The sequence below is a fragment of the Solirubrobacter pauli genome (assembly GCF_003633755.1).
In the GTDB taxonomy this organism is placed as follows: domain Bacteria; phylum Actinomycetota; class Thermoleophilia; order Solirubrobacterales; family Solirubrobacteraceae; genus Solirubrobacter; species Solirubrobacter pauli.
Genome location: NZ_RBIL01000002.1, coordinates 516,488 through 539,752, shown reverse-complemented (window position 1 = coordinate 539,752; position 23,265 = coordinate 516,488). Strand labels below are relative to the sequence as shown.

General features: G+C 71.4%; 23 protein-coding genes. 5 read left to right on the top strand and 18 right to left on the bottom strand.

Annotated features, from left to right (window positions below; genetic code table 11):
* The first annotated feature begins 18 nt into the window (after nucleotides 1–18).
* Nucleotides 19–1,467 (top strand): PH domain-containing protein, encoded by a 1,449-nt coding sequence (locus C8N24_RS22440; RefSeq protein ID WP_121254325.1) that lies wholly within the window; start codon nucleotides 19–21, stop codon nucleotides 1,465–1,467.
* Here C8N24_RS22440 and C8N24_RS22435 read toward each other — a convergent pair.
* The 5 genes from C8N24_RS22435 to C8N24_RS22415 form a co-directional block, all read right to left on the bottom strand.
* Nucleotides 1,436–3,145: a metallophosphoesterase gene (locus C8N24_RS22435; protein WP_121254323.1), complete on the bottom strand. Its 1,710-nt coding sequence runs from the start codon at nucleotides 3,143–3,145 to the stop codon at nucleotides 1,436–1,438. The genes C8N24_RS22440 and C8N24_RS22435 overlap by 32 nt on opposite strands.
* 63 nt (nucleotides 3,146–3,208) lie before the next feature.
* Complete coding sequence (gene era / locus C8N24_RS22430) at nucleotides 3,209–4,096, bottom strand: GTPase Era (RefSeq protein WP_121254321.1); 888 nt, start codon at nucleotides 4,094–4,096, stop codon at nucleotides 3,209–3,211.
* Nucleotides 4,093–4,473, bottom strand: a complete 381-nt coding sequence (gene ybeY / locus C8N24_RS22425) for an rRNA maturation RNase YbeY (RefSeq protein ID WP_121254319.1) — start codon at nucleotides 4,471–4,473, stop codon at nucleotides 4,093–4,095. The genes era and ybeY overlap by 4 nt, the downstream gene beginning before the upstream one ends.
* Entirely contained in the window at nucleotides 4,474–5,451 is a 978-nt protein-coding gene (locus C8N24_RS22420; protein WP_121254317.1) for a PhoH family protein, read from the bottom strand. It lies immediately after the preceding gene.
* On the bottom strand, nucleotides 5,452–5,880 hold the full coding sequence (locus tag C8N24_RS22415) for a GatB/YqeY domain-containing protein (protein ID WP_121254315.1): 429 nt from the start codon (nucleotides 5,878–5,880) through the stop codon (nucleotides 5,452–5,454).
* A gap of 40 nt (nucleotides 5,881–5,920) precedes the next feature.
* On the opposite strand from C8N24_RS22415, the gene C8N24_RS22410 reads away from it, so the two are divergent.
* Nucleotides 5,921–6,277 carry a DUF192 domain-containing protein gene (locus C8N24_RS22410; protein ID WP_170179320.1) on the top strand — a complete coding sequence of 119 codons (357 nt, stop codon included), beginning with the start codon at nucleotides 5,921–5,923 and terminating at the stop codon, nucleotides 6,275–6,277.
* Here the strand turns inward: C8N24_RS22410 and C8N24_RS22405 are convergent.
* The 10 genes from C8N24_RS22405 to murJ form a co-directional block, all read right to left on the bottom strand.
* Nucleotides 6,233–7,024 (bottom strand): EamA family transporter, encoded by a 792-nt coding sequence (locus C8N24_RS22405; protein WP_121254313.1) that lies wholly within the window; start codon nucleotides 7,022–7,024, stop codon nucleotides 6,233–6,235. The two genes, C8N24_RS22410 and C8N24_RS22405, sit on opposite strands and share 45 nt — an antisense overlap.
* A gap of 82 nt (nucleotides 7,025–7,106) precedes the next feature.
* The gene (locus C8N24_RS22400) at nucleotides 7,107–8,063 is read right to left on the bottom strand and encodes a pyridoxal-phosphate dependent enzyme (RefSeq protein WP_121254311.1); all 957 of its coding nucleotides are present in this window, start codon (nucleotides 8,061–8,063) and stop codon (nucleotides 7,107–7,109) included.
* Nucleotides 8,064–8,099: 36 nt separating this feature from the next.
* Nucleotides 8,100–8,879 (bottom strand): 50S ribosomal protein L11 methyltransferase, encoded by a 780-nt coding sequence (locus tag C8N24_RS22395; protein ID WP_245971950.1) that lies wholly within the window; start codon nucleotides 8,877–8,879, stop codon nucleotides 8,100–8,102.
* 11 nt (nucleotides 8,880–8,890) lie between these two features.
* Nucleotides 8,891–9,640: a 50S ribosomal protein L11 methyltransferase gene (locus C8N24_RS22390; RefSeq protein ID WP_121254307.1), complete on the bottom strand. Its 750-nt coding sequence runs from the start codon at nucleotides 9,638–9,640 to the stop codon at nucleotides 8,891–8,893.
* Nucleotides 9,637–10,767, bottom strand: coding sequence for a molecular chaperone DnaJ (dnaJ, locus tag C8N24_RS22385; RefSeq protein WP_121254305.1), 1,131 nt, complete (start codon nucleotides 10,765–10,767; stop codon nucleotides 9,637–9,639). The genes C8N24_RS22390 and dnaJ overlap by 4 nt, the downstream gene beginning before the upstream one ends.
* A 3-nt stretch (nucleotides 10,768–10,770) precedes the next feature.
* Nucleotides 10,771–11,775 carry a heat-inducible transcriptional repressor HrcA gene (hrcA, locus tag C8N24_RS22380; RefSeq protein ID WP_121254304.1) on the bottom strand — a complete coding sequence of 335 codons (1,005 nt, stop codon included), beginning with the start codon at nucleotides 11,773–11,775 and terminating at the stop codon, nucleotides 10,771–10,773.
* Between the two features lie 11 nt (nucleotides 11,776–11,786).
* Nucleotides 11,787–12,170 carry a MaoC/PaaZ C-terminal domain-containing protein gene (locus C8N24_RS22375; RefSeq protein WP_121257918.1) on the bottom strand — a complete coding sequence of 128 codons (384 nt, stop codon included), beginning with the start codon at nucleotides 12,168–12,170 and terminating at the stop codon, nucleotides 11,787–11,789.
* On the bottom strand, nucleotides 12,149–12,553 hold the full coding sequence (locus tag C8N24_RS22370; protein ID WP_121254302.1) for an FAS1-like dehydratase domain-containing protein: 405 nt from the start codon (nucleotides 12,551–12,553) through the stop codon (nucleotides 12,149–12,151). The genes C8N24_RS22375 and C8N24_RS22370 overlap by 22 nt, the downstream gene beginning before the upstream one ends.
* Nucleotides 12,550–14,358: a translation elongation factor 4 gene (gene lepA / locus C8N24_RS22365; RefSeq protein WP_121254300.1), complete on the bottom strand. Its 1,809-nt coding sequence runs from the start codon at nucleotides 14,356–14,358 to the stop codon at nucleotides 12,550–12,552. The genes C8N24_RS22370 and lepA overlap by 4 nt, the downstream gene beginning before the upstream one ends.
* Nucleotides 14,359–14,371: 13 nt before the next feature.
* A complete protein-coding gene (gene murJ / locus C8N24_RS22360; RefSeq protein ID WP_121254298.1) occupies nucleotides 14,372–15,967 on the bottom strand; it encodes a murein biosynthesis integral membrane protein MurJ in 1,596 nt (531 codons plus the stop codon).
* A 52-nt stretch (nucleotides 15,968–16,019) separates the two neighbouring features.
* Between murJ and rpsT the strand changes: the two genes are divergently transcribed.
* The 3 genes from rpsT to C8N24_RS35725 all read left to right on the top strand — a co-directional run bounded on the left by rpsT (nucleotide 16,020) and on the right by C8N24_RS35725 (nucleotide 17,328).
* Nucleotides 16,020–16,289: a 30S ribosomal protein S20 gene (rpsT, locus tag C8N24_RS22355; RefSeq protein WP_121254296.1), complete on the top strand. Its 270-nt coding sequence runs from the start codon at nucleotides 16,020–16,022 to the stop codon at nucleotides 16,287–16,289.
* Between the two features lie 79 nt (nucleotides 16,290–16,368).
* Nucleotides 16,369–16,809 carry a ribosomal protein L7/L12 gene (locus C8N24_RS22350; protein ID WP_147447932.1) on the top strand — a complete coding sequence of 147 codons (441 nt, stop codon included), beginning with the start codon at nucleotides 16,369–16,371 and terminating at the stop codon, nucleotides 16,807–16,809.
* Between the two features lie 9 nt (nucleotides 16,810–16,818).
* A complete protein-coding gene (locus tag C8N24_RS35725; RefSeq protein WP_425474459.1) occupies nucleotides 16,819–17,328 on the top strand; it encodes a ribosomal protein L7/L12 in 510 nt (169 codons plus the stop codon).
* 27 nt (nucleotides 17,329–17,355) lie between these two features.
* Here the strand turns inward: C8N24_RS35725 and C8N24_RS22340 are convergent, their stop codons facing one another.
* The 3 genes from C8N24_RS22340 to C8N24_RS22330 all read right to left on the bottom strand — a co-directional run bounded on the left by C8N24_RS22340 (nucleotide 17,356) and on the right by C8N24_RS22330 (nucleotide 23,187).
* On the bottom strand, nucleotides 17,356–19,317 hold the full coding sequence (locus tag C8N24_RS22340) for a glycoside hydrolase family 15 protein (RefSeq protein WP_121254293.1): 1,962 nt from the start codon (nucleotides 19,315–19,317) through the stop codon (nucleotides 17,356–17,358).
* Between the two features lie 12 nt (nucleotides 19,318–19,329).
* Nucleotides 19,330–20,307 (bottom strand): DNA polymerase III subunit delta, encoded by a 978-nt coding sequence (holA, locus tag C8N24_RS22335; protein ID WP_170179319.1) that lies wholly within the window; start codon nucleotides 20,305–20,307, stop codon nucleotides 19,330–19,332.
* Nucleotides 20,308–20,415: 108 nt separating this feature from the next.
* Nucleotides 20,416–23,187 carry a lamin tail domain-containing protein gene (locus C8N24_RS22330; protein WP_170179318.1) on the bottom strand — a complete coding sequence of 924 codons (2,772 nt, stop codon included), beginning with the start codon at nucleotides 23,185–23,187 and terminating at the stop codon, nucleotides 20,416–20,418.
* Between the last annotated feature and the right edge of the window lie 78 nt (nucleotides 23,188–23,265).

Below are 23,265 nucleotides of genomic sequence, written 5' to 3'. Positions count from 1 at the left end.
CCGCCGGCGACGGCGCCGGTGCGCAGGCTCCACCCGGCCGCGATCGCGATCTACTCGGCGAGCGCGCTCGGCAACCTCGCGCTCCCGCTGGCCGTGATCCTCGGCACGTCGGTGCTGGGCGGCGGGCTCGACTTCCAGGACCTGATGCGCACGGTCGGCTGGGGCGCCGCCGGTCTCGTGGCGGCCGTGGTGATGGGCTACGTCCGCTGGTCGACGACGCAGTACTGGATCTCCCAGGCCGGCATCTCGCACCACACCGGGCTGCTGTCGAAGAAGGACACGAACGTCCCGTTCGACCGGATCCAGGCGCTGGACGTCCAGCAGGGCGTGCTGCAGCGCTGGTTCGGCGTCCAGCGGGTGGACGTGCAGACCGGAGCCGGCGGCAAGGGCGGCGAGATCTCGCTGCCGGCGCTGCTGCCGGACGCGGTCGCGGAGCTGCGCGCGCTGCGCCCGTCGGTGGTCACGGAGGAGGCCGACGGCGTGAGCCGGAGCCTGACCCCGCGCGAGCTGGTCGCGGCGGCGTTCACGGCCGGCCAGCTCGGCATCGTCCTCCCCGTCCTGGCGGTGCTCGGCCAGGCCGCCACGCAGGTCGCCGAGGAGGAGGGCGGCGAGAACGCGGTCCAGCTGATCCCGGAGACCGTCACCGGCTGGGTGGTCGTCGCGGTCGCGCTGCTCGCGCTCGCCTGGGTGCTGTCGACGCTGGGTGCGTTCATCGCGTTCGCCGGCTTCACCGTCACCCGTGGCGAGGACCGGCTGCGGATCCGCCGCGGGCTGCTGCAACGCAGCGAGGCGACCGTGCCGCTGCACCGGATCCGCGCCGTGCGCGTGGTCGAGGGCGTGTTCCGGCGGCCGTTCGGGCTGTGCGCGCTGAGCGTCGAGGTCACGGGCTACGCCGAAGAGGCGAGCGCCGCGCGCACGCTGTTCCCGCTCGTGCGGGTGAGCGAGGTGCAGGATTTCCTCGACGAGCTTTTGCCGGAGATGGGCGCCGCCGGCCACGGCGAGGCGCCGGGGCGCGCGGCCGCGGACGGCCGCGGCGAACGCGCGCTGGCCGGCGGTGGACGGCGCTCCGCAGGGGCGGTCGTCGCGCTCGACCGGCCACCGGCACGCGCGGCGCGGCGCTACGTCGCGCCGCCGCTGCTCGGGGCGCTCGTCCTCGCCGGCGCCGGCTGGCTCGTCGTCGGCCCGTTCTCGCTCTTCGCCCTGGTGCTCGCCCCGTACGGCTGGGCGCGCTGGCGGGCCGCCGGCTGGCACTTCGCCGACGGCCGGCTCGCGGTGCGCACGCTGCGGATCGCCCGCATCACGATCCTCGCCCCCGCGCGCTACCGCGAGTCGCACACGTGGGCGCAGAACGTCTTCCAGCGGCGCGCGGCGCTCGCGGACCTCGAGGTGGCGTTCGGCAAGCGCACCACGGCGCGCATCCGCCACCTGGACGCCGCTACGGCACAGGCTGCGTGGTCGGCGCTGTGACCGGCGCGCGCACCTCGCGGTAGTCGAACACGGTCGGCGCGGTGCCGGGCGTGACGAGGTCCGGCTTGCCGTCCTTGAGCTCCGGCCGGTAGCGCGGAACCTGCTCGAGCCCGACCGCCCACATCGTCAGCCGGCCGGCCTTGTCGATCCGGAAGCGCAGGAAGTGCTTGTAGTCGGCGATGCCCTGGCCGGCGAACACCTCGTTCGCATGCCACAGCGGCTCGCCGCGCTTGACGCCCGCGCGGTGCGTCCACCACAGGTACTGGACGAAGATCAGCCGGCCCCCCAGGACGCCCACGACGAACACGACGGCGGTTGCGAGATAGCCGCGCAGGAAGCCCCAGTCGAGCGGGATCAGCAGCAGCGCGACCGTTGCGCCCCAGGCCAGGAGGACGTGTGCCAGCGCGTGGAAGACGCCGAAGCGGCCCGGCGCGCCGGCCGACCGCGCCCAGACGCGCAGACCGGCCGCGAGGCCACCCACGAGCAGCAGCAGCCAGATCGAGATCGCGTCGAGCAGGATGCCCGCGCCGTCGGCCACGGCGCCCTCGAAGCTCGGGTGCTGGTCGCGGACGGCGGCGGCCGTGAGCAGCGCCAGCAGCGCGTAGATCGGGCCCAGGACCAGCCACAGCCGCTTGGTCCGGCTCGGGCTGCGATGGGCCAGGATGCCGCGCGCCATCGCGCTCGAGGCGTCGGCCGGCGGCCAGATCGTGGTGCGCTCGTACGCGGTCGGCTCCGCCGTGGAGTCGTCCACCGGCGTGTCCGAGCGGCGCACCTTCGGCAGCGTCCGGGTCTCCGGCAGCCAGTGCGTCGGTGACAGGTAGGCGCCGCCGCCGCCCGCGGTGACCTTCGCGCCGAGCCCGTCCGGCTCGCGCTGTGCCGGCTCGTAGCGCGAGTAGTGGTGCAGGTCGCCCGTCAACGTCAGCGCGAGCTTCGCCCGGTCCCCGCTGCCCTTGCAGATCACCTCTTCCTCGAACCAGGCGAGGCTCTTCCAGGACTGCGGCGCGTGCTCGGGGTCCTCGATGTGGATCCAGCTCGGCTTGGCGGTCGCGAGGATGATCTGGTCGCCGGGTGCCGCCTGGCGCGCGACCCCCTTGAAGTACTCGATCTGCGGACCGTCGATGTAGGCGTCGAACTGGATGTCGATCCCCCACAGCCACCAGCCCCGCGGCAGCCGCAGCGCGAAGTAGGACCGTGCCTGGCGCGTCTGCCAGCCGCCGACGTGCCCGCGCTGGCCGAAGACGCGCGTGAAGCTGGTCAGGCCGTCGTACCAGTCGTGGTTGCCGGGGATCGCGAACAGATGCGGCGGGCGCTCCGCGCTCGGCAGCGCGAGCGCGTACGGCAGGCGGAAGCGCTCCTCGTAGGCCTGCCAGTTGGCCGTCGGATAGACCTGGTCGCCGCCGAGCACGAGCAGCCGGCCGCGCTCGGTCCGCGTGTCGCCGAGCGTCAGCGGCTGTGCGAGCAGCTCCGCGATCGCGTACGTGGAGTCGAAGCCGTCGCCGACGTCCGACGCGTAGTCGAACCAGAAATCGCCGTCCGTGGCCGACTGGTCGTAGCGGAAGGCCTCGTCGGACAGGCCGGCCATCGTCTCGCGCTTGTCCGCGAAGTTCGCGAACAGGCCCGACAGGACGACTTCCTGCGCGGAGTGGAGCAGCACGCGCGGGGCGAGCCACTCCACCATGGGCTGCGGTGAAGGCTGTGAGTCACGCACTCGGGCCAGTCTCTCCGGCGCCGAGCGTGCGCGTCAAGTGATGCCGAGGCGGTCCAGCAGCGCGTCGTCCGCGCGCCAGGAGCGGCGCACGCGCACGCTCAGGTCCAGGTGGACGTGATCGGCGAGCTCGCGCTCGATCTCCTTGCGCGCCGCCGTGCCGATCGACTTGATCATCTTGCCGTGGTGGCCGATCAGGATGCCCTTCTGGGACTCCGTCTCCACCCACATGATCGCCCGCACGGTGGTGAGGTTGTCGCGCTCCTCGATCTCCTCGACCTGCACCTCGACCGCATGCGGCACCTCCTGGCGGGTCCGCAGCAGCACCTGCTCGCGGACGAGCTCGGCGAGCATCACGTCCTCGGGCTGGTCGGAGTGGTCCTCGGGCGGGAAGTAGAACGGGCCCTCGGGCAGCAGCGAGGCCAGGTACTCGGTCAGCGCGGGAACGCCCTTGCCGGTGCGGGCCGAGATCGGGAACACCTCGGCGTCCGGCAGCCCCAGCTGCTCGGTGACGAACACGAGGGCCTTCACCGTCTTGGTGTGGTTCATGCGGTCGGTCTTGTTGACCGCGATCACGATCGGCAGGTTGGCCTGGCTGAGCGCCTCGGCGATGAAGCGGTCCCCCGCGCCCCCGATGCCCTGGTCGCCGTTGACGACGAACAGCGCGGCGTCGGCCTCGGAGAGCTCGGTCTCCACGCGCTTCTGCATGCGGGCCGTGAGCGCGTCGCGCGGGCGCTGCACGCCCGGCAGGTCCGTCAGCACGAGCTGGAAGTCGGCGCTCGTCACCACGCCACGGATCGCGCGGCGGGTGGTCTGCGGCTTGTCCGAGACGATCGCCACCTTGCGGCCCACCATCGCGTTCACCAACGTCGACTTGCCGACGTTCGGGCGCCCGGCCAGGGCGACGAAGCCGGAACGGGTCATCGCAACCACTCCATGATCTCGGCCTGCAGGGCGAGCATCTCGCCCTCGTCCGTCTCGTGATCCATACCCGTCAAGTGCAGCACGCCGTGGACGACCGCCTCGGTCAGGTCGACCGTGTGCTCCGGGCAGATGAACACGTCCCCGAGCTCACGCTCGCCCAGCGGGTCCTCGTCGTCCTCGTCGATCGGGAACGACAGCACGTCGGTCGGGCCGACCTTGCCGCGCCACGTCAGGTTGAGCTCCGCGATCCGCTCGGGGCTGACGAAGGACACGGCCACGTGGCCGTGGTCGAACCCGGCCGAGGCGGCCGCGTAGGCGACCGCCTCCTCGACGCGCTCCGCGGGGAGCGCGCCGCCGATCACGTCGACTTCGAGCACTTATGCGGTTCTGCGGGCCGGCCGCAAGCCGGACGGCTGGTCGGCGGCGTGCTGGTCGTACGCCTCGACGATGCGCTGGACGAGCTTGTGGCGGACCACGTCGTCGCCGCCGAAGCGGACGAACTCGATGCCCTCGACCGACTTGAGGATGTCGTTGACCACGATCAGGCCGGACTTCTGGTCGCGCGGGAGGTCGACCTGCGTGACGTCACCGGTGACGACCATCCGCGAGCCGAACCCGAGCCGGGTCAGGAACATCTTCATCTGCTCGGGCGTCGTGTTCTGCGCCTCGTCGAGGATCACGAACGAGTCGTTGAGCGTCCGGCCGCGCATGAACGCGAGCGGCGCGACCTCGATCACGCCCTTCTCCAGATGGGTGGCGACCTTCTCCGGGTCCATCATGTCGTTCAGGGCGTCGAACAGCGGACGCAGGTACGGGTCCACCTTGGCCATCAGGTCGCCCGGGAGGAAGCCGAGCCGCTCGCCCGCCTCCACCGCCGGCCGGGTGAGGATGATCCGGTTGACCTCGCGCCGGGACAGCGCGGCCGTGGCCATCGCCATCGCCAGGAACGTCTTGCCCGTACCGGCCGGGCCGACGCCGAACGTGACCGTGGAGCGCTTGATCGCGTCCACGTACTTCTTCTGATTGACGGACTTGGGCGCGACCCGCAGGTTGCGGTGGCGCCAGACGACGTCCTCGAGCACCTTCGACGGCGACTCGTTGGACTCCAGGACGCGCGCGACGGCCTCGACCGTCGCCGGCCCGATGTCGTGCCCGCGCTCCACCATCGCCGACAGCTCGCGGATCACGGTCGCGCCGGCCTGCACCGCCTCGGCCTCACCGTCCAGCGTGACGATGTTCCCGCGCAGGAACACCTCGCAGTCGAGCTGCTCCTCCAACGTTCGCAGGGCCGCATCGCGCGAGCCGGCGAGCTCCGCGGCGACCTCGTTCGATACTTCCAACTGCCGACGTGCCATCTAAGAAAGCGCTTCCTTCACCTTGGTCGAGACCCTCTTCCCGTCGGCGCGGCCGCCGGCGGCCTCCATCACGTGCTTGATCACCCGCCCCATGTCTCGCGGGGACGACGCTCCGGTCGACTGAACTCCCGCTTCGACAAGGGCTTCCAGCTCCGCATCGCTCAGCTCCTGCGGAAGGTAGGCCTCGATGATCTCGGCCTCCTGGGCTTCCTGGGCCGCGAGCTCCGCGCGCCCGGCTTCGCGATACGCCTCTTCGGCCTCGCGACGCCGCTTGCGCTCGCGCCGCAGGACCGCCAGCTCGTCCGCTCCGCCTTCCTTCTCCGCCTTCTGAAGCTCGGAGAGGACGAGGCGGAGCGCTTGGACGCGTTCGCGTTCCCCCGCCTTCATGGCGGTGGTCACGTCGGCTCTGATGCGCTCAGCGATCTGCAATGCATCCAGTGTACGTCGCCATCCGGCAGGATCCGCGACCGTGGACACACGTCTCGACGGATTGCCGGTGCGGACGTTGGGCGGTGGGCTGCGGATCGTCGAGGCTCGAACCCGCCGCGCGCGCGGTCTCGGGCTCGCGCGGATGGACCCCATGCCCGCGGATCTGGGGCTGGAGCTGGCGCCGTGCCGGTCCGTGCACACGTTCGGCATGCGGTTCGCGCTCGACCTGATCTGGTTGGACGCAGCCGGGCGGGTCGTGCGGGTGGACGAGGCGGTGCCGCCGCGACGGTTCCGGACCTGCCGGCGGGCGCGCTCGGTGATCGAGACCCTCGGCGGCGCCTCGCCCGCGTTCCTAGCCGAACACGACCGCGGCGATGCCGAGGGCGACGAGCGCTGAGCCGACCAGACGGCGCCGGCCACCGCCCGCGCCGGCGAGCAGGACGCTCGACTCCCTGAGCGCGGCGACGGGCGCCGCGGGTGCGCGTTCGAGCGCCGCCAGGACGAGGATGTAGGCGGCGGCCATGCCCGCGCCGGCGGGCAGCGACCGACGGTCGGTGGCGGCCCTGAGGCGCTGTGGGCCGATCACGAGCGCGTACGGGATCGCCGACAGGCCGAGGACGAGGACGAAGTACGGGATCGGCGCGGCGTGCTCGACGCCGTGGTCGTCGACGAGCGTGTAGCCGGCGATGCACGCGCCGACGGCCAGCGCGAGGCCGACCGACAGCGCGTCCGGCGTGTCGTCGCCGACGCCGCGCACGAGCAGCACGCCGCCGGTCACCGCGAGGATCCCGATCACGGCGAGCGCGCTCAGGTCGGCGCCGAGCGCGACGATCGAGATGATCAGGACGATCACGGGCGCCGCACCGCGCGCCACCGGATAGGCGAACGAGTAGTCCGCCCGGGCGTAGACGGCGGCCAGCAGCGCGAAGTACGCGAGCTCGAGCACCGCGGAGCCGCCGATGTACGGCCACGCCTCGGCCTCGACCCGCCACGTCAGCGCGGCGGGCAGCGCAAAGACCGCGACGCCGGTCAGCATCGCCACCGCCGCGGTCGCGTGCGTGTCCTCCGCGCCCGCGACCAGGGCGTTCCAGCCCGCGTGCAGGAAGGCCGACGCGAGGACCAGGACGAGTGCCGCCGCGCTCACGTGCGCGGACCGGGGACGCGCGAAGGCGAGCCCGCCGGGCGAGCCTTCGCAGCGACGCGAGCCGCCAGGCGAGCGTCGCCCCTCACGTGCCGACGAGCTCGGCGAACCGCGCCGCGGTGATGTTCCCGCCGGAGATCGTCACGCCCACGCGCAGCCCGGCCGCGTCGACCTTGCCGGCCAGCAGCGCGGCGAACGCGCAGGCGCCGCTCGGCTCGGCGACCGTCTTGGCCCGCTCGAACAGCAGCCGCATCGCGGTGACGATCTCCGCGTCGGAGACCGTGATCACCTCGTCGACGCGCTCCTGGACGACCGGGAACGTGAGCTCGCCGGGGATCGGCGTCTGCTGGCCGTCGGCGATCGTGCGCGGGACGGGGACCCGGACGCGCTCGCCGGCCGCGAGCGAGCGGACGAAGTCGTCGCCCTCCTCGGGCTCGACGCCGATCACGCGCGTGTCGGGCGAGAGGCCGCGCGCGGCCGTCGAGCAGCCCGCGATCAGGCCGCCGCCGCCGACGCAGACGAGCAGGACGTCGAGCGGGCCGGCGTCCTCGATCAGCTCCAGCGCGGCCGTGCCCTGGCCGGCCATCACGAACGGGTTGTCGTACGGGTGGACCGGCGTCAGCCCGCGCGCTTCGACGAGCGCCGCCAGCAGATCCTCGCGGTCCTGCTCGTAACGGTCGAACGGGACGATCTCGGCGCCGTAGCCCTTGGTCGCCGCGAGCTTGCCCGCGGGCGCGTCCTCGGGCATCAGGATCACCGCGGGCACCTCGTGCAGCCGCGCCGCGAGCGCGAGCGCCTGCGCGTGGTTGCCGCTGGACACGGTCGCCACGCCGCGGCGGCGCTCCTCCGCGGGCAGCGACGCGACCGCGTTGTAGGCGCCCCGGAACTTGAACGCGCCGACGCGCTGCAGGTTCTCGGCCTTCAGCAGCACGCGGCCCGCGCCGGTGGCCTCGTCGAGGCTGCGGCCACTGAGAACGGGAGTGCGGTGCGCGACGCCCTCGAGCCGCCGCGCCGCAGCCTGCACATCGTCGAGCGTGATCACGCCGAGAGAAGATAAAGGTGCCAGGCACCTTTATCTTCAGTACGGGGCGCGGATCAGCTCGATCGCGGCCCAGCCGTTGCCCTCGCGGCGGGCGCGCTCGACGAGCGAGATCCGCGTGAAGGCGAGCAGGACCTCGTCGATCTCGTGCGTCTCCACGCCGGAGATGATCAGGCGCTCGGGGACCTCGGTGAGGTTGGCCGCGACCTGGAGCAGGAGCGGGCGGACGAGGTTGGCGAGGACGGTCGGGGCGGGCGGGCCGCCCTGGCGCACATCGCAGCGCGTGACCTCGAGCGCGACGCCGTTGTGCGCCGCGGCCGCGCGTGCCTCGTCGACCGACTCGGGCTCGATGTCGCACGCCAGCACGGGCTCCCAGCCGAGCTTGGCGGCCGCGATCGCCAGGATCCCGCTGCCGCAGCCCCAGTCCGCGAGCGCGCCCTCGGGCGTGAGCGCGGTGAGCAGCTCCAGCGTGAGCCGCGTGGTGGCGTGCGAGCCGGTGCCGAAGCCCATGCCGGGCTCGATCACGACGTCCAGCGCGCCGTCGCGCGGCTCGTGCCAGGGCGGCCGGACTCGCAGCGGCCCTACGTCGAGGGGATGGTGGAACGAGTGCCAGTCGACCTCGTCGACCTCGCTCGTGGAGACCTCGACGAGCGCGTCGCCCACCGCCGCGCGGACGTCGCCCAGCGCCGGCAGCTCGCCCTCGGCGCCGTAGAGCACGTACTCGACGGCGTCCCCCAGGTCGACCTCCTCGAGCCCACCCGGGGCGAAGGCCATCAGGTCGAGCAGCGCGACCTCAGCGTGCTCACGAGGGACTTTCACGGACAGGCGGATCATGCGTTCGTCTCCAACCGGACGGCCACCCAGCCGTCGCGTTCGCGCCGGTCGGCCTCGGTGAAGCCGAGCGGCTCGAAGATCGTCCGCGGCACGTCGGCGTGGTCGACGATCACACCGGACACGATCAGCGTCACGGGCGTCTCCGGCGGCCCGGGGATGCCGGTCATCTTGCCCAGCAGCGCGGCGGTGACGTTCGCCACGACGGTGCGTGCCCACGGCGGCGCCTCGGTGACGTCGGCGACGTGCGCGTCGACGCCGTTCTTGCGGGCGGTCGCCACCGCGCCCGGGTCGAGCTCGATCGCCGTGACCGGGGCGAACCCGAGGTGCGCCGCGGCCACCGACAGCACGCCGCTGCCGCAGCCCCAGTCGGCCAGCGGGGTCGGCGGGAGCTCCTGCAGCAGCTGCAGGCAGAGCTTCGTGGTCGGGTGCGACGCGAGCCCGAACGTGTCACCGGGGTCGACGACGAGCCCGGGACCGGGCAGCCACGGCGGCCGGACCGTCAGCTTCCCCACGGTCACCGGCTCCAGGTGCTTGTGCCACGCCGTCTCCCAGCCGTCCGCGACGGGCGTGCGCGACTGCGAGACGAGCTCCGGGAAGACGATGTCTCCGAACGCGTCGCCGTAGACGACGAGCTCGACGTGCTCGCCGTCCTCGATCTCCTCGAACCCACCGGCGAGCAGCGGTTCCAGCCGCGCGTACGCGACTTCCGCGTCCGCGGCACGAACGCGGATGCCGAGCCGGATCACCCGGCCAGAGCTCGTTTGAGCTTGGCGATCATGCCTTCGCTCTCGCGCAGGTTCTCCTCGGTCAGCGAGTCGGCGAGCTGCTCGAGGAGGTCCTTCTGCTTCTTCGACAGGCGCCGCGGGATCACGACGTTGACGACCACTTTCAGGTCGCCGGTGCGCCCGCGCCCGATCGGCGGCATGCCGCGGCCGTTCATGAGGATCGTCTCCCCCGGCTGCGTGCCCGCGGGCACGTCCAGCGGCACGTCGCCGTCCAGCGTCGGCACCTGGATCGTCGTCCCGAGCGCCGCCAGCGGCGCGGGCACGTCGACCACGGTGATCAGGTCCTCGCGGTCGCGCAGGAAGCGCTCGTCCTCCTTGACGCGCACGACCACGTACAGGTCGCCCGCCGGCCCGCCGCGCTCGCCCGCGTGGCCGCGACTGGTGATCCGCAGCCGCTGCCCGTCGGCGATGCCCGCCGGGATGTCGACCTTCACGCGCCGCTCGACCGCGACCATCCCGCGGCCGTCGCAGGTGTGGCACGGCTGCTCGGCGATCCGGCCGTCGCCGCTGCACTTGTCGCACAGCGCCGTCCGCACCATCTGGCCGAACCGGGTGCGCTGCACGGCCTGGATCTGGCCCGCGCCGCGGCACTTGTCGCAGGTGACGATCGGCGTGCCCGGCTCGGCGCCGTTGCCGTGGCAGGTCTCGCACAGCGCGGTCGCGTCGTAGGCGACCTCGATCTCCGAGCCGCGCGCGGCGTCCTGGAGCGTGATCTGCACCGCGATCGCGACGTCGCCGCCCTGGACGGCCCCGCCGCGCATGCGCGTGCCGCCGAAGGCCTGGTCGAACCCGCCCTGCCCGAAGAACGCGCTGAACAGGTCGCTGATCGACCCGAAGTCCTGGAAGTTCGGCGCCCCGCCGGCGCCCTTGAGACCCTCGTGCCCGTACGCGTCGTAGGTGCGGCGCCGGTCGGCGTCGCTCAGCACCTCGTACGCCTCGGCCGCCTCCTTGAACTTCTCCTCGGCCTGCGGGTCGTGCGCGTTGACGTCCGGGTGCAGCTCGCGCGCGAGCCGCCGGAACGACTTCTTGATCGTGGCCTCGTCGGCCTCCCGATCGACGCCGAGGACTTCGTAGTAATCGCGTGGCACTGGCTAGTAGAGCTCCTCGACAAAGCGCGACAGCTCGTGCGCGGCCTCGCGCACCGTGCGGATCGCGCGGGAATAGTCCATCCGGGTCGGCCCGATCACCGACACCGTTCCAAGATTGCGCTGCGGCAGGCCGTAGTTGGCGGCCACCAGCGAGAGCGACTGCAGGGCCGGCTGGGGGTTCTCGATCCCGATCCGCACGTACGTGCCGCGGGAGCCCAGCGCGGTCGACAGGACGCCGAGCATCGAGACGCGCCGCTCGAGCATCTCCATCAGCGCGTTGAGCTGGGAGACGTCCTGGAAGCGGTACTCGCTCAGCAGCCGGTGCGCGCCGTCGACGTACAGCGTGTCGTCGGCGGTCTCGACCAGCTCGAGGAAGGCCGGCGCGAGCTCGGTCACGAACGCGCGCTCCGTCGCCGGCAGCGACACGTCGTTCAGGCGCGAGCCGAGCATCCGCGCGCCCAGGCCCATGCCGACGAGCCGCTCGTTCAGGTACGAGCCCGCCCAGTCCGCGAGCCCCGCGTCCACCGGCCGGTCGAACGTGAAGACCTTCTTCGACACCCCGCCCGTGGACGTGATCACGACCACCATCAGCACCTGCGGCTGGAGCAGCAGGACCTCGATGTGGCGGATCGTCGTCGTGGCGATCGGCGGCGCGGTGACCAGCGCCAGCAGGTTCGTCACCTGCGAGAGCGTCTCGGTCGTCTCGCGCATGGCGTCGTCGACCTCGCGCCGCACCAGCGACAGCCCGAGCTGCTCGCGCGGGGCCTCGGGCATCAGCCGGTCCACGTAGTAGCGGTAGCCCGCGTCGGTCGGCACGCGCCCCGCGGACGTGTGCGGATGCGCGAGCAGCCCGCGCTCTTCGAGCACGGCGAGCTCGTTGCGGATCGTCGACGGTCCCGCAGTGACTTCGGGGTCAGCCGCCAGCGTCTTGGAGCCCACCGGCTGCCCGGTCCGCGCGAACCCGTCGACCACCTTGCTCAGCAGGAGGTCCTGACGGGGCGTAAGCACAGACTCTGATTCTAAGAACTGCCGGTGACGCGCACGACGGCCTTGCCGCGCCGGACGAGCTTGTTGCCGTCCTGGACCGCCTCGCAGTCGAAGACGGCCTCGCCGTTCTCCTGCGACTTGAGCTTCGAGGTTATGACGATGTCCTGCTCGGGCACGCCCATGCCGCGGAACTGGACGCTCAGCGACTTGAGCGCGAGCGGGTCGCCGACCACGTCGGTCTGGGCGCGCGCGACCTGCGCCATCGTCCACAGGCCATGGAGGATCTTCGACGGCAGCTCGACCGACCGGGCGAACTCGTCGTCCAGGTGGATCGGGTTGAAGTCCCCCGACGCGCCGGCGTAGTGGTACGTCGTGTACCGGCCGGGCGTGACCGTCACCTCACGAAGTTCGTCCATGTCCCCTCGCAGACGAGCTCGCCGCGCTGGTTGGTCGAGCGCGAGCTGAATGTGTACACGGTGATGTCGGCGCGCTTGGCCTTGTCGACGAACGACGCCTCGGTGGTGATCTCGTCGCCGGCGACCACGGGCAGGTGCCAAGTGAAGTCCTGCGCGCCGTGGACGAGACGGGAGAAGTCGATGCCGATCTCCGGGTCCAGCACGGCCGGGCCCATCGCGCGCCACTTGTAGACGGCGGCGAACATCGGCGGAGCGACGACGTCCTCGTAGCCGGCCTCACGCGCCGCGGCGACGTCGTTGCAGATCGGCGACTGCTCGCCGATCGACGCCGCGTACTCGCGGATCTTCTCGCGCCCGACCAGGTACGTGTCCGAGTGGCTCACTTCTCGTCCGCCAGCTCCAGCACGGCCAGGAACGCCTCCTGCGGGACCTCGATGCGGCCGACCTGCTTCATCCGCTTCTTGCCTTCCTTCTGGCGCTCGAGCAGCTTGCGCTTGCGGCTGATGTCGCCGCCGTAGCACTTGGCCGTGACGTCCTTGCGGAAGGCCTTGACGGTCTCGCGGGCGATGATCTTCGCGCCGACGGCGGCCTGGATCGGCACGTCGTACTGCTGGCGCGGGATCCGCTTGCGCAGCCGCTCGGTCATCTGCTTGCCCTGCTCGTAGGCCTTGTCGCGGTGGACGACCATGCTCAGCGCGTCCACGGCGTCGCCGCCGAGCAGCACGTCGAGCTTGACGAGGTTCGAGGGGCGCAGGCCGATCGGCTCGTAGTCCAGCGACGCGTAGCCCTTCGTGCGCGTCTTGAGCTGGTCGAAGAAGTCCAGGACGACCTCGGCCAGCGGCAGGTCGTACGTGAGCTGCACTCGGTCGGCGCTCAGGTAGTGCATGCCCGAGTGGTTGCCGCGGCGGTCCTGGCACAGCTCCATGATCTGGCCGATGTACTCCTTCGGCGTCAGGATCGAGGCGCGGATGTAGGGCTCGCGGACCTCGGCGATGCGCGCCGGGTCGGGCATGTCCGTCGGGTTATGGACCGGGATCACGTTCCCGTCGGTGAGCGTGATCTCGAACTCCACCGACGGCATCGTCGCCATCAGCTCGAGGTCGTACTCGCGCTCCAGGCGCTCGCGCACGATGTCCATGTGCAGCAGGCCGAGGAAGCCGCAGCGGAACCCGAAGCCGAGCGCGTCCGAGGTCTCGGACTCCCACGACAACGCCGCGTCGTTCAGCGTCAGCTTCTCGAGCGCGTCCCGGAGCTCCGGGTAGTCGTCGTTGTTCATCGGGAACAGGCCGCAGAACACCATCGGCTTGACTTCGCGATAGCCCGGCAGCGCTTCCTGCGCGGGGTTGCGCTTGATCGTCAGCGTCTCACCGACGGCGAGCTGGGTGACGTCCTTGATGCCCGTGATCAGGTAGCCGACCTCACCCGGACCGAGCTGCTCCGCCGGGAGCTGCGCGGGCGTGAAGAAGCCGATGTCGTCGATCTCGGCCTGCGTGCCGGTCTGCATGCCGAGGATCGTCTCGCCCTTGCGGAACGTGCCGTCGACGACGCGGATGTAGGCGATCACGCCGCGGTACTGGTCGTACTCGGAGTCGAAGATCAACGCGCGCGGCGCGGCCTCGGGGTCGCCGGCGGGCGGCGGGACGCGCTGCACGATCTGCTCGAGCACGTCGAGCACGCCCTCGCCGGTCTTGGCGGAGATCCGCCGCACCTGGTCAGGGTCCTCGCCGATCAGCTCCGCGATCTCCTCCCCCACCCGCTCGGGCTCGGCGCCCGGCAGGTCGACCTTGTTCATGGTCGGGATGAGCTCGAGGCCGGCGTCGATCGCCAGGTAGGTGTTGGCGACGGTCTGCGCCTCCACGCCCTGGGAGGCGTCGACGACGAGCAGCGCGCCCTCGCACGCGGCCAGCGAGCGGCTGACCTCGTACGTGAAGTCCACGTGGCCGGGCGTGTCGATCAGGTGGAACTGGTAGGTCTCACCGTCCTGCGCCGTGTAGAAGACGCGCACGGCCTGCGCCTTGATCGTGATGCCGCGCTCGCGCTCCAGGTCCATGGAGTCGAGCAGCTGGGCGCGCATCGACCGGGGGTCGACGGTTTGGGTGAGCTCCAGGATCCGGTCCGCCAGCGTCGACTTGCCGTGGTCGATGTGGGCGATGATCGAGAAGTTGCGGATGTGCGACTGGTCGGCCAATTCGTCTCTTAGATTACGAGCGCCTGCGCAATCGTCTCGCGAAGAGGTCGAGGATCTGCCGCGCCTCCGGGATCCGAAGGGCCAGGACGACGGCCGCGTAGGCCACCGAGCCGGCTCCCAGCGCCGTGAAGACGGCGATCGCCTGGGCGATCAGCGACTGGCCGAGGAGGGCGTCGAGCCCGGCCCAGACGGCGTAGGCGACCCCCGCCAGCACGCCGCCCGCGAGCACCATCTTCGCCATCGCCGTCAGCGTCTCGCGCGTCTGGAACCCGCCGAGCGCCCGCCGCAGCAGCACCGCCTCGGCGAGCACGAGCGCCACGTTGGAGGCGATCGTGCCGAGCACGATGCCGGCGATCCCGAACGGCTTGGCCAGCAGGTAGGAGCCGACCGCGTTGATCACGAGCGAGCCGACCGCGAGCTTGGTCGGCGTCGTCGGCTGCTGGATGGAGAAGAACCCGCGGGTGAGCATCAGCACGAAGCCGCTGAACGGGAGGCTGAAGGCGAACCAGAACAGCGCGTCCGCGGTGAGGCGCGTGGACTCCGCGTCCCACTCGCCGCGCTGGAAGACGAGCTGGACGATCGGCTCGGCCAGCACCGCCATCGCCGCGCCGGCGGGGATCAGCAGCAGGCCGATCTGGCGCAGGCCGGTGCCGACCGTCGCCCGCAGCCCCGCGTAGTCGTTGCGCGCGGCCAGCCGGGCGAGCTGCGGGAACAGCACGGTCGCGACCGCGACGGAGAACATCCCCTGGGGGAGCATGTAGATGCGGAACGCGGCGTCGATCGCGCGCGGCACCTGGTCGGAGACGCTGGAGCCGATGACGGTGTTCAGCAGCAGGTTGATGTTGATCAGGCCGAGTCCGATCGAGACCGGCAGCATCAGCAGCAGCACGCGCTTGACGCGCTCGTCGCCGCGCCGCGGCAGCCGGATGTGGCCGATCGGGAAGCCCATCCGCCGCAGCGTCGGCAGCATCATCAGCAGCTGCACGAGCGTGCCCGCGACGACGCCGACCGCGTAGGCGTAGAGCCGGTTGTCGCCCTCGAACAGCGGCGCCAGCCCGACCATCCCGACGATGATCACGAGGTTCCAGACCAGCGGCGCGATCGCGGGGATCGTGAAGTGGTCGTGGACGTTGAGGATGCCGGTGACGAGCCCCGTCAGCCCGAGCAGCACCACGATCGGGAACAGCACCTGGCTCAGCCCGATCGCCAGCGTGTCCAACGCCGGCGTGAACTCGTCCCCCGTGAACAGCGGGATCAGCCAGGGCGCGATCAGGATGAAGATCAGCGAGATGACCGTCAACGCCACGAGCATCAGCCCGGCGAGCGCGCCCGCGAGCTCGATCGCCTCCTTGCGCTTCTTCTGCTCGAGCAGCTCGGAGAAGACCGGCACGAACGCGCTCGAGAGCGCCGCGTCGGCGACGAGCGCGCGGATCAGGTTCGGGATCTGGAACGCGAGCGTGAAGGCCGAAGCGGCGCCGCCGGTCCCGAAGTACGCTGCCGCGACGACTTCGCGGATCAGGCCCGCGACCCGGGAGAGACCGGTCGCGACCGAGAAGATCAGCGTGTTGATCGCCGTCCGGCGAGCAGGTGAGGTGGGCTGAGAAGCCAAACCGGCGCGCTATAGTACGCCGCCGCTGCGGACCATCCGCGGCCTTTTCACCATGGCCAACATCAAGTCACAGATCAAGCGGAACAACCGCTCCGAGCGCGAGCGCGTCGAGAACCGCCAATATACGTCGCAGATCAAGACGTACTTCCGGCGCCTCGAGACCGCCGTGACCGACGGCAACGACGAGACGGTGGGCACCGAGCACCGCAAGCTCATCTCGCTGATCGACAAGGCCGTCAAGCGCGGTGCGCTGCACGCCAACACCGGCGCGCGCAAGAAGGCGCGGGCTGAGCGGCTGCGTCGCGGCACGCCCGCCGAGTAACCCCTTCGAGCGATCACTCGCTGCTGAGGCGCCGGTTCATCCGGCGCCTTTTGCGTTTAAGGGACCTAGAATCGCGGCCGTGCTGACACTGGTGGACCTCGGGCCACGGCCGGATGAGGCCGTCGCCGCGATCGCCATGGTGATGGACGTCGGCCCGCGGCGGGCCGCGGAGCTCGTCGAGGCGCTCCCGGCCGCGCTCGGCCTCCACCCTGCCCTCGCCCCGGTGCTGCGCGAGGAGCTCGAGCGCGTCGGCGCCGTCGTCGAGGACCGTGAGCCGCCGCCGGGCCCGGTGGTGCCGATCTCGACGCCGACCGGCGACGCGTCGGTCACCCTGCTCGATCCCGGCGCGGACCGGCTGCGCGTGACGAAGGCGATCGCGGCGGGCACCGGCCTCACGCTGCGCGAGGCGAAGCACCTCGTCGAGACGGCGCCGGGCGTCGTCGCGTCAGGGCTCAAGCCCGACGCGGCGGCCGCGCTGCGGGAGCGGCTCGAGGCGGCGGGCGCGCGCGTGGCCCCCTAGGATCGCGCCATGAGCTTCCTCCGGCGCCTGCTCGGCCGCGACGACGATGACGTGGCCGACAACGGCCTGCCCGCCGTGCCCGTGTCCGCGCCGCGGACGGGCGATCTCGTGCTCGTCGACGCCGGGCGCAACAAGATCGTCGTGATCAAGATCGTGCGCGAGGCGACCGGGCTCGGCCTGCGCGAGGCGAAGGAGCTCGTCGAACGCACGCCGGTGGTGCTCGACGCCGCGCTGGGCCCAGACCTCGAGCGCGCCGGCGCGGTCGTGCAATATCACCCGGCGGGAGCGCCTCAGCCTGAGCCGGAGACACCTCCGGTCGGCGGCAGCGTCTTTCTCGCCGACGCCGGGCGCAACAAGATCAAGGTGATCAAGGTCGTGCGCGAGGCGAGCGGGCTCGGCCTGCGCGAGGCCAAGGAGCTCGTCGAGGCCGCGCCCACCCTGGTCGTGTCGGGGCTGAGCCCGGACGCGGCGGCCGCGCTCCGGCGTGAGCTGGAGGCGGCCGGCGCGCGCGTCGGCTAGCGAGGCATCGCCCTCCGGGCGAAGCGGCTAGGGCTTCTTCTTCTTGGCCGCGGGCGCGACGACCACCGGGTCGGGCTCCAGCGGCAGCGGCTCGTCGTGCGCGGACAGCGGCTGCATGCCCGCGGCGAGCTTCTCGTCGGCGCGGATCACGTGCATGACGGCGTTGATCAGCGCCAGGTGCGTGAAGGCCTGCGGGAAGTTGCCGAGGTGGCGGCCGCTGCGCGGGTCGATCTCCTCCGCGTACAGGTGCAGCGGGGACGCGTAGCCGAGCAGCTTCTGGCACAGGTCGCGGGCGAGGTGGTGCTCGCCGATCTCGCTCAGGGCGCTCACGAGCCAGAACGAGCAGATCGTGAACGTGCCCTCCTCGCCCTGGAGGCCGTCGTCGGTCTCCTCGACCTTGTAGCGGAGCACGAGCCCGTCGATCGTGAGGTTGTCGGCGATCGCCATCACGGTCTTGCGGACGCGCTCGTCGTCGGGCGGCAGGAAGCGGACGAGCGGGATCAGCAGCGCCGACGCATCCAGCGCGTCGGTGTCGTAGTGCTGCGTGAAGATGCCGTCCCGGCAGCCCTTGTCGAGGATGTCGGCCTTGATCTCGTCGGCCTTCTCACGCCAGATCGCGGCCTGCTCGTGGTTCTCGCGCAGCGTGGCGAGCCGCGAGCCGCGGTCACACGCGACCCAGCACATGACCTTCGACGAGGTGAAGTGCTGGTCGCCGCCGCGGACCTCCCAGATGCCCTTGTCGGGCTTCTGCCAGTTCTCGATCGCGGCCTCGACGAGGCGCTTGATCAACGGCCAGCGGCGCTCGGGCAGGTGGTCGCGCGACTTGGCGTGGAGGAAGATCGAGTCCAGCATCGTGCCCCACACGTCGTGCTGGCGCTGGTTGTAGGCGCCGTTGCCGATGCGGACCGGGCGGGCGTTGTCGTAGCCGCTGAGGTGGTCGAGCGTCTCCTCGATCAGCTCGCGCTCGCCCTGGATGCCGTACATGACCTGCAGGTCGTCCGCCTGGGCGGCGTCCTGCATGAAGTAGAAGTAGTCGTTGGCCTCCCACTCGAAGCCGAGCGAGTGCAGGCCCCAGAGCATGAAGGTGCTGTCGCGCACCCAGCTGTAGCGGTAGTCCCAGTTGCGCTCGCCGCCCGGCGTCTCCGGCAGCGACGTGGTGGCCGCGGCGATCATCGCGCCCGTCGGCGAGTAGCTCAGGCCCTTGAGCGTGAGCGCGGAGCGCTGCAGGTACTGGCGCCACGGATGGTCCGGGAACGTGCCGTGGGCGAGCCACTGGTGCCAGTAGTCGGCGGTCTTGACCAGCCGCTCGTACGCTTCGTCGTAGGTCTTCGGGCCGGGATGGTCCGAGAACGCGAGCGACACGAACGCGGTCTCCCCCGCCTTCAGCGTGCTGACGGCACGCACGCGCGATCCCTCGAAGCCGACGCGCAGGTCGGTCGTCAGCCGCAGCTTCGTGCCCCAGCCCTCGGCCGACGCGACCGCCTCGTGGTAGCCCTCGCCGACGTACTCCCACTGCGCGTAGCGGCGGCCGTAGTCGAAGATCGGGTCGCACTCGAGCTGCACCTCGACCGAGCCGTTCACGCAGCGCATGGTGCGCAGCAGCACGTGATCGGCGTCGTGGTCGGTGGGCGCGCGGCGGTGCGTCGTGGAGCGCTCGTCCTTGTCGTGCCACGGGCCGACGAGCAGGACGTCGCGGACGATCAGCCAGCCGCGGTCGGTGCCCCACGTGGTCTCGAGGATCATCGTCCCCGGCAGGTAGCGCCGGGCGGCCGGGACCATCGTGTCCGCCGGGCCGAGCCGGAACGTGCCGGCGTCACGGTCCAGCACCGCGCCGAACACGCTCGGGCCGTCGTGGCGAGGCAGGCAGAGCCACTCGATCGCGCCCGACGGCGCTACCAGGGCGTTCGTCTCGCAGTCGGAGAGGAAGCCGTAGTCCGCGATCGGCGGGAAGGTCGAAGAGAGGGGAGGATTCGCGTTGTCCAGCGACATTGCCGCCGGATGTTATGCGGCGGCGGTGAGGACCGCCCGGATGGCGGCCGTGTCCTCGCTCAGCACCCCGCCCAGGCCGCCCCGCGTCTCCACCTCGAGGTCGGCCATCGCGGCGAGCGCCTGCCGCAGCGACTGCAGGTCCCGCGCGCCCACGTCCTTGATGAACTTGTCCGCGGCCCGCGGCGGCATCCGCAGCGTGCGCTTGACCTGCGCCGGCGCCTGCCCGGATTCCAGCGCTTCGGCCACCGACACCGCGTCGCGGAGCCGGCGGACCATGTTGTAGATGAGGCCCGTGACCCGCTCGCCCTGCTGGCGCAGCTCGAGCAGCAGCTCCAGCGAGGCCTGCTTGTCCCCCGCGACCAGCGCGTCGGCGAGGCTCCAGACCTTCTTCTCCGCGGAGGTCGCGCACGAGTCGATGACCTCCTCCGGGCCGATGTACGCGCCCGGACCATGCTCGAGCGCGAGCTTCTCCAGCTCGCGCATGAGCCGCTGCTGGCGCTCGCCGACCTGCGCGACGAGCGTCTTCGCACCCTCGCGGTCCAGGTCGATCTTCAGCGTCTTGGCCTGCGCCTCCAGCCACTTCGGGAGGTCCCACGCCTTGACGTTGTTCTCGGCGGCGATCTGCCCGTCGACTTTCTTGACGGCGTCGTGCAGCTTGTCCGGGGCCTTGTAGCGGCCCTCCTCGCGGGCGAAGAACGCGACCGTCAGCGTCTCCGGGTCGGCGGACTTGAGCGCGGCGGCGATGGGCGCCATCTCGGAGTCCTTCCACCGCTCGACGCCGTCGGCGATCACGAACCGCCGGCCCATCGCGAACGTCATCGTCGAGAGCGCGATCTCCACCGCGGCGGGCGTGCACTGGTCACCCTCGTAGACCTCCACGCCGGCGGTGCCGGCCTCCTCCTCGGCCATCGCCCGCAGGCGGGCGCGACGCTCCGCGATGCGACCGTGGTCGTCGCCGTGGATGAGGTAGGCGGCGCGGAAGGCAGGCACGGCGTTGACGTTAGCGGTCGTTCCAGCGGTACCCGCGCTCCGGCCGAGGAACGCCGAGGGGGCGCCGTGCGGCGCCCCCTCGATCCTGCATCGTGCTGTGGCCGCGCGCTACGGCGCGGTGGTGCTCAGCGTGAACGTGAGCGTCTTGGCGTAGCTGCCGGTGCGCAGGCCCTCGTCACCCGCGATCGACTGCTTGAAGCCGAGCGTGACCTTGCGGGTGCTGATCGGCTCCGTCCAGGACGCGAGCGTGAGCGCGCCGTTGTCCGTGCGCAGCGGCGCGAACGCGCCGCCGTCGGCGTTGATCTGGACCGGGGAGCGCAGCGCGCGGGAGCCGTTGACCAGTCGGCCGGGCGCGGTGCTCGATCCGTCCGAGACGCTCAGCGTCGCGTCCTCGCCGGTCGAGGTGACCGTCGCGTCCAGCGTCGTCGTGTAGTCCCGCGCGTCGCCCGGCGTGAAGGTGCCGAACGAGGCGTTGCCGATCGTCAGCGCCAGCGTCGCCGGGACGCTGCCGTTGAGCGTGCTCGGCTGTGAGACGCTCGCGCCCTCCCGCAGGCCGAACGTCACCACCGGCGGGTCGTGGTCGGAGATGCCGGTGCCGTCGCCCTCGGGACGCTCGTAGTAGTCGTTGTCGAAGTGGACGTAGCGGAAGTCCGTCACGCGCGACTCGAGGCCGGAGGTGACGAAGATGTGGTCCAGCGTCTGCAGGTGGCCGTTGAACTTGTACGAGTAGGCCTGGCCGAGCGGCGCCTTCGTCCACAGGTTCGTGAGGACGTTGCCGCCCGCGAGCGTGCTCAGCGCGGAGGAGAACTCGAAGTCGTTCAGGTCGCCCGCCACGAGGACGTTCTGCCCCTGCTGCTGCATCTCGGCGGCGGTGTCGCGGACCCACTTGGCCTCGTCGATGCGGCACTGGTTCTGGTGCGACTGCGAGGCGAAGTGGTTGCTCAGGGCGGTGAAGCTGATGTCGCCCTTCTTGAGCTCCAGCGCGTACGGGGCGCGGTCGAACAGCTTGCCCGGGTAGAGGTCGCACACGCCCGCGTTCGCCCACGGGCCGGGGACGTCGCGGCCGATCACCCGGCCATTGGTGGCCGTCGTGCCGTTCTTGACCAGGAAGCCGGTCGCGATGCCGCGGCCGTCGTTGTTCGGGGCGATGTAGCCCGTGTAGTTGCCGAGCTTGGCCGCCAGCCCGGTGAGGGCGTTCTTGCCGTTGATGACCGCGACTTCCTGGACGGCGATCACGTCCGGCTCCTTGAGGAAGTTCTTGACCGCCAACGAGATCGTGCGGACGCGCTCGTCGTACTCGGCCTGCGTGATCGTGTGCCCGTCGTTGGACTCCCCCACGGGGAACAGGTTCTCGACGTTGAAGGACGCCACGCGGAGGGAGCTCTCGGCGGGCGCCGGGACGGCCGGCGGGTAGGCCGCGTTGATCGGGCCGCGCTCGATCGTCGGCGCGGGCGCGCCCGCCAGCTGCGGGACGATCTTGAAGTAGCTGAAGCTGTAGCTCAGCGGGCCGGTGACGCCCTTGACCACGTCGAACAGGTCCAGGTCCACCTGCGTGGTCGAGCGCCACGGCAGGCGCGGGTCGGCCGGGTTGCCGGCGCCGCCGTCGGGCGAGATGCCGAGCTCGGCGGGTGCGTCGGACCACGGCGTGGTCACCGCTGCCGCATCGTTCTTGCGGAACAGGCGCGTGGCGTCGGTGCCCGGCTCGACGAACACGTCGCGGAACTTCGTCGTGCCGCCGCCGGTGGCGATGCCGACCGGGAGCGTCACGCGCATGCCCTGCAGCGCGCGGTAGTACGGGCGGTTGATCGGATCCTGCTCCTCGGCCTTCGTCTGGTCGAGGACGACCGGGGCCGGCAGCGGCTGCTTGTCCGCGCTGACCGAGACGGCGACGCTGTTCAGGTCGACTTCCTTGGCATCCCGGTCCGTGGTGAAGCCCACGCCGTCCGGCACGACCTCGACCTGGCCGAACTTCGCTCCTGCGCGGCCCTCGATCACGACCTCACGGCCGATCACGTCCTCGGGGTTCGTCACGGCGCGACGGATGCCGGCGACGAAGATCGCGCTCGACGTGGTTGCCGTCTCCGAGCGCGTCGCCTCCTGGATCCAGATGCCCGAGTCGCCCTTGTAGATGTTCTCGTAGTTCGAGCCGTAGAGGTTGTCGATGCCGGTCACGATGCCCTTGATGCGGACGCGCGTGCCGTTGCACGCGGACTGGGCGCCGAGCGTCTGGATACTCGTGATCGGCGTGACCGCCGGTACCGCCCGGCAGCCCTCGCCCGGCTCGGGGTCCGTGCCGACGCAGGCCGCTCCGCAGCTCTCGGGCGCGAACGCCTGCGGGCCGGTGAAGTCGCTGGCGTTGTCGTCGGTGTCCGGCGCCGCCTTGCGGATGAACGCGTCGGGCCCGTTCACGGTCGGGAAGTTCAGGCCCGTGCCCTCGCGCCACGGATGAGCCACGTGGCCGACCGAGTCGATGACCGTGCCGGCTCCGTCGCGCAGCTGGATGCCGGCAGCGTCGTTGATGCCGCTCGTGTACGTCTGATCGCCCGGGACGCTGCCGGAGTAGGAGCCGCCGGTGCCGCCGGTCTGGACGTTCGTGAACAGGTACGACTTGCCGGCCGGGAGCGTGACGCCCGCGGGGACCTTCGCGCGCGACTGCGGCGACGTGCCCGTGGCGGTGGAGCCGAAGACCTCCCAGCCGCCGATGTTCTGCGGCGACGCGGAGATGTTCTTGATCTGGATGTACTCGTCGTTGCCGCCGGTGGGACCGCGGAAGGCGACGCCCTGGATGACGACGGTGGTCGAGGCCGCCTGCGCGGCCGGCGCAGCGACCGCGGCGGCGGCGAGCGCCGCGCCCAGGATCGACAAGAGGCGAGGTTTCACGATGTGGGAGTCCTTTCCGCGAGGGAATCCGAGAGACGGCCGCCAACTTACAGCGCGTGGACGCCGACAGGTGACGGT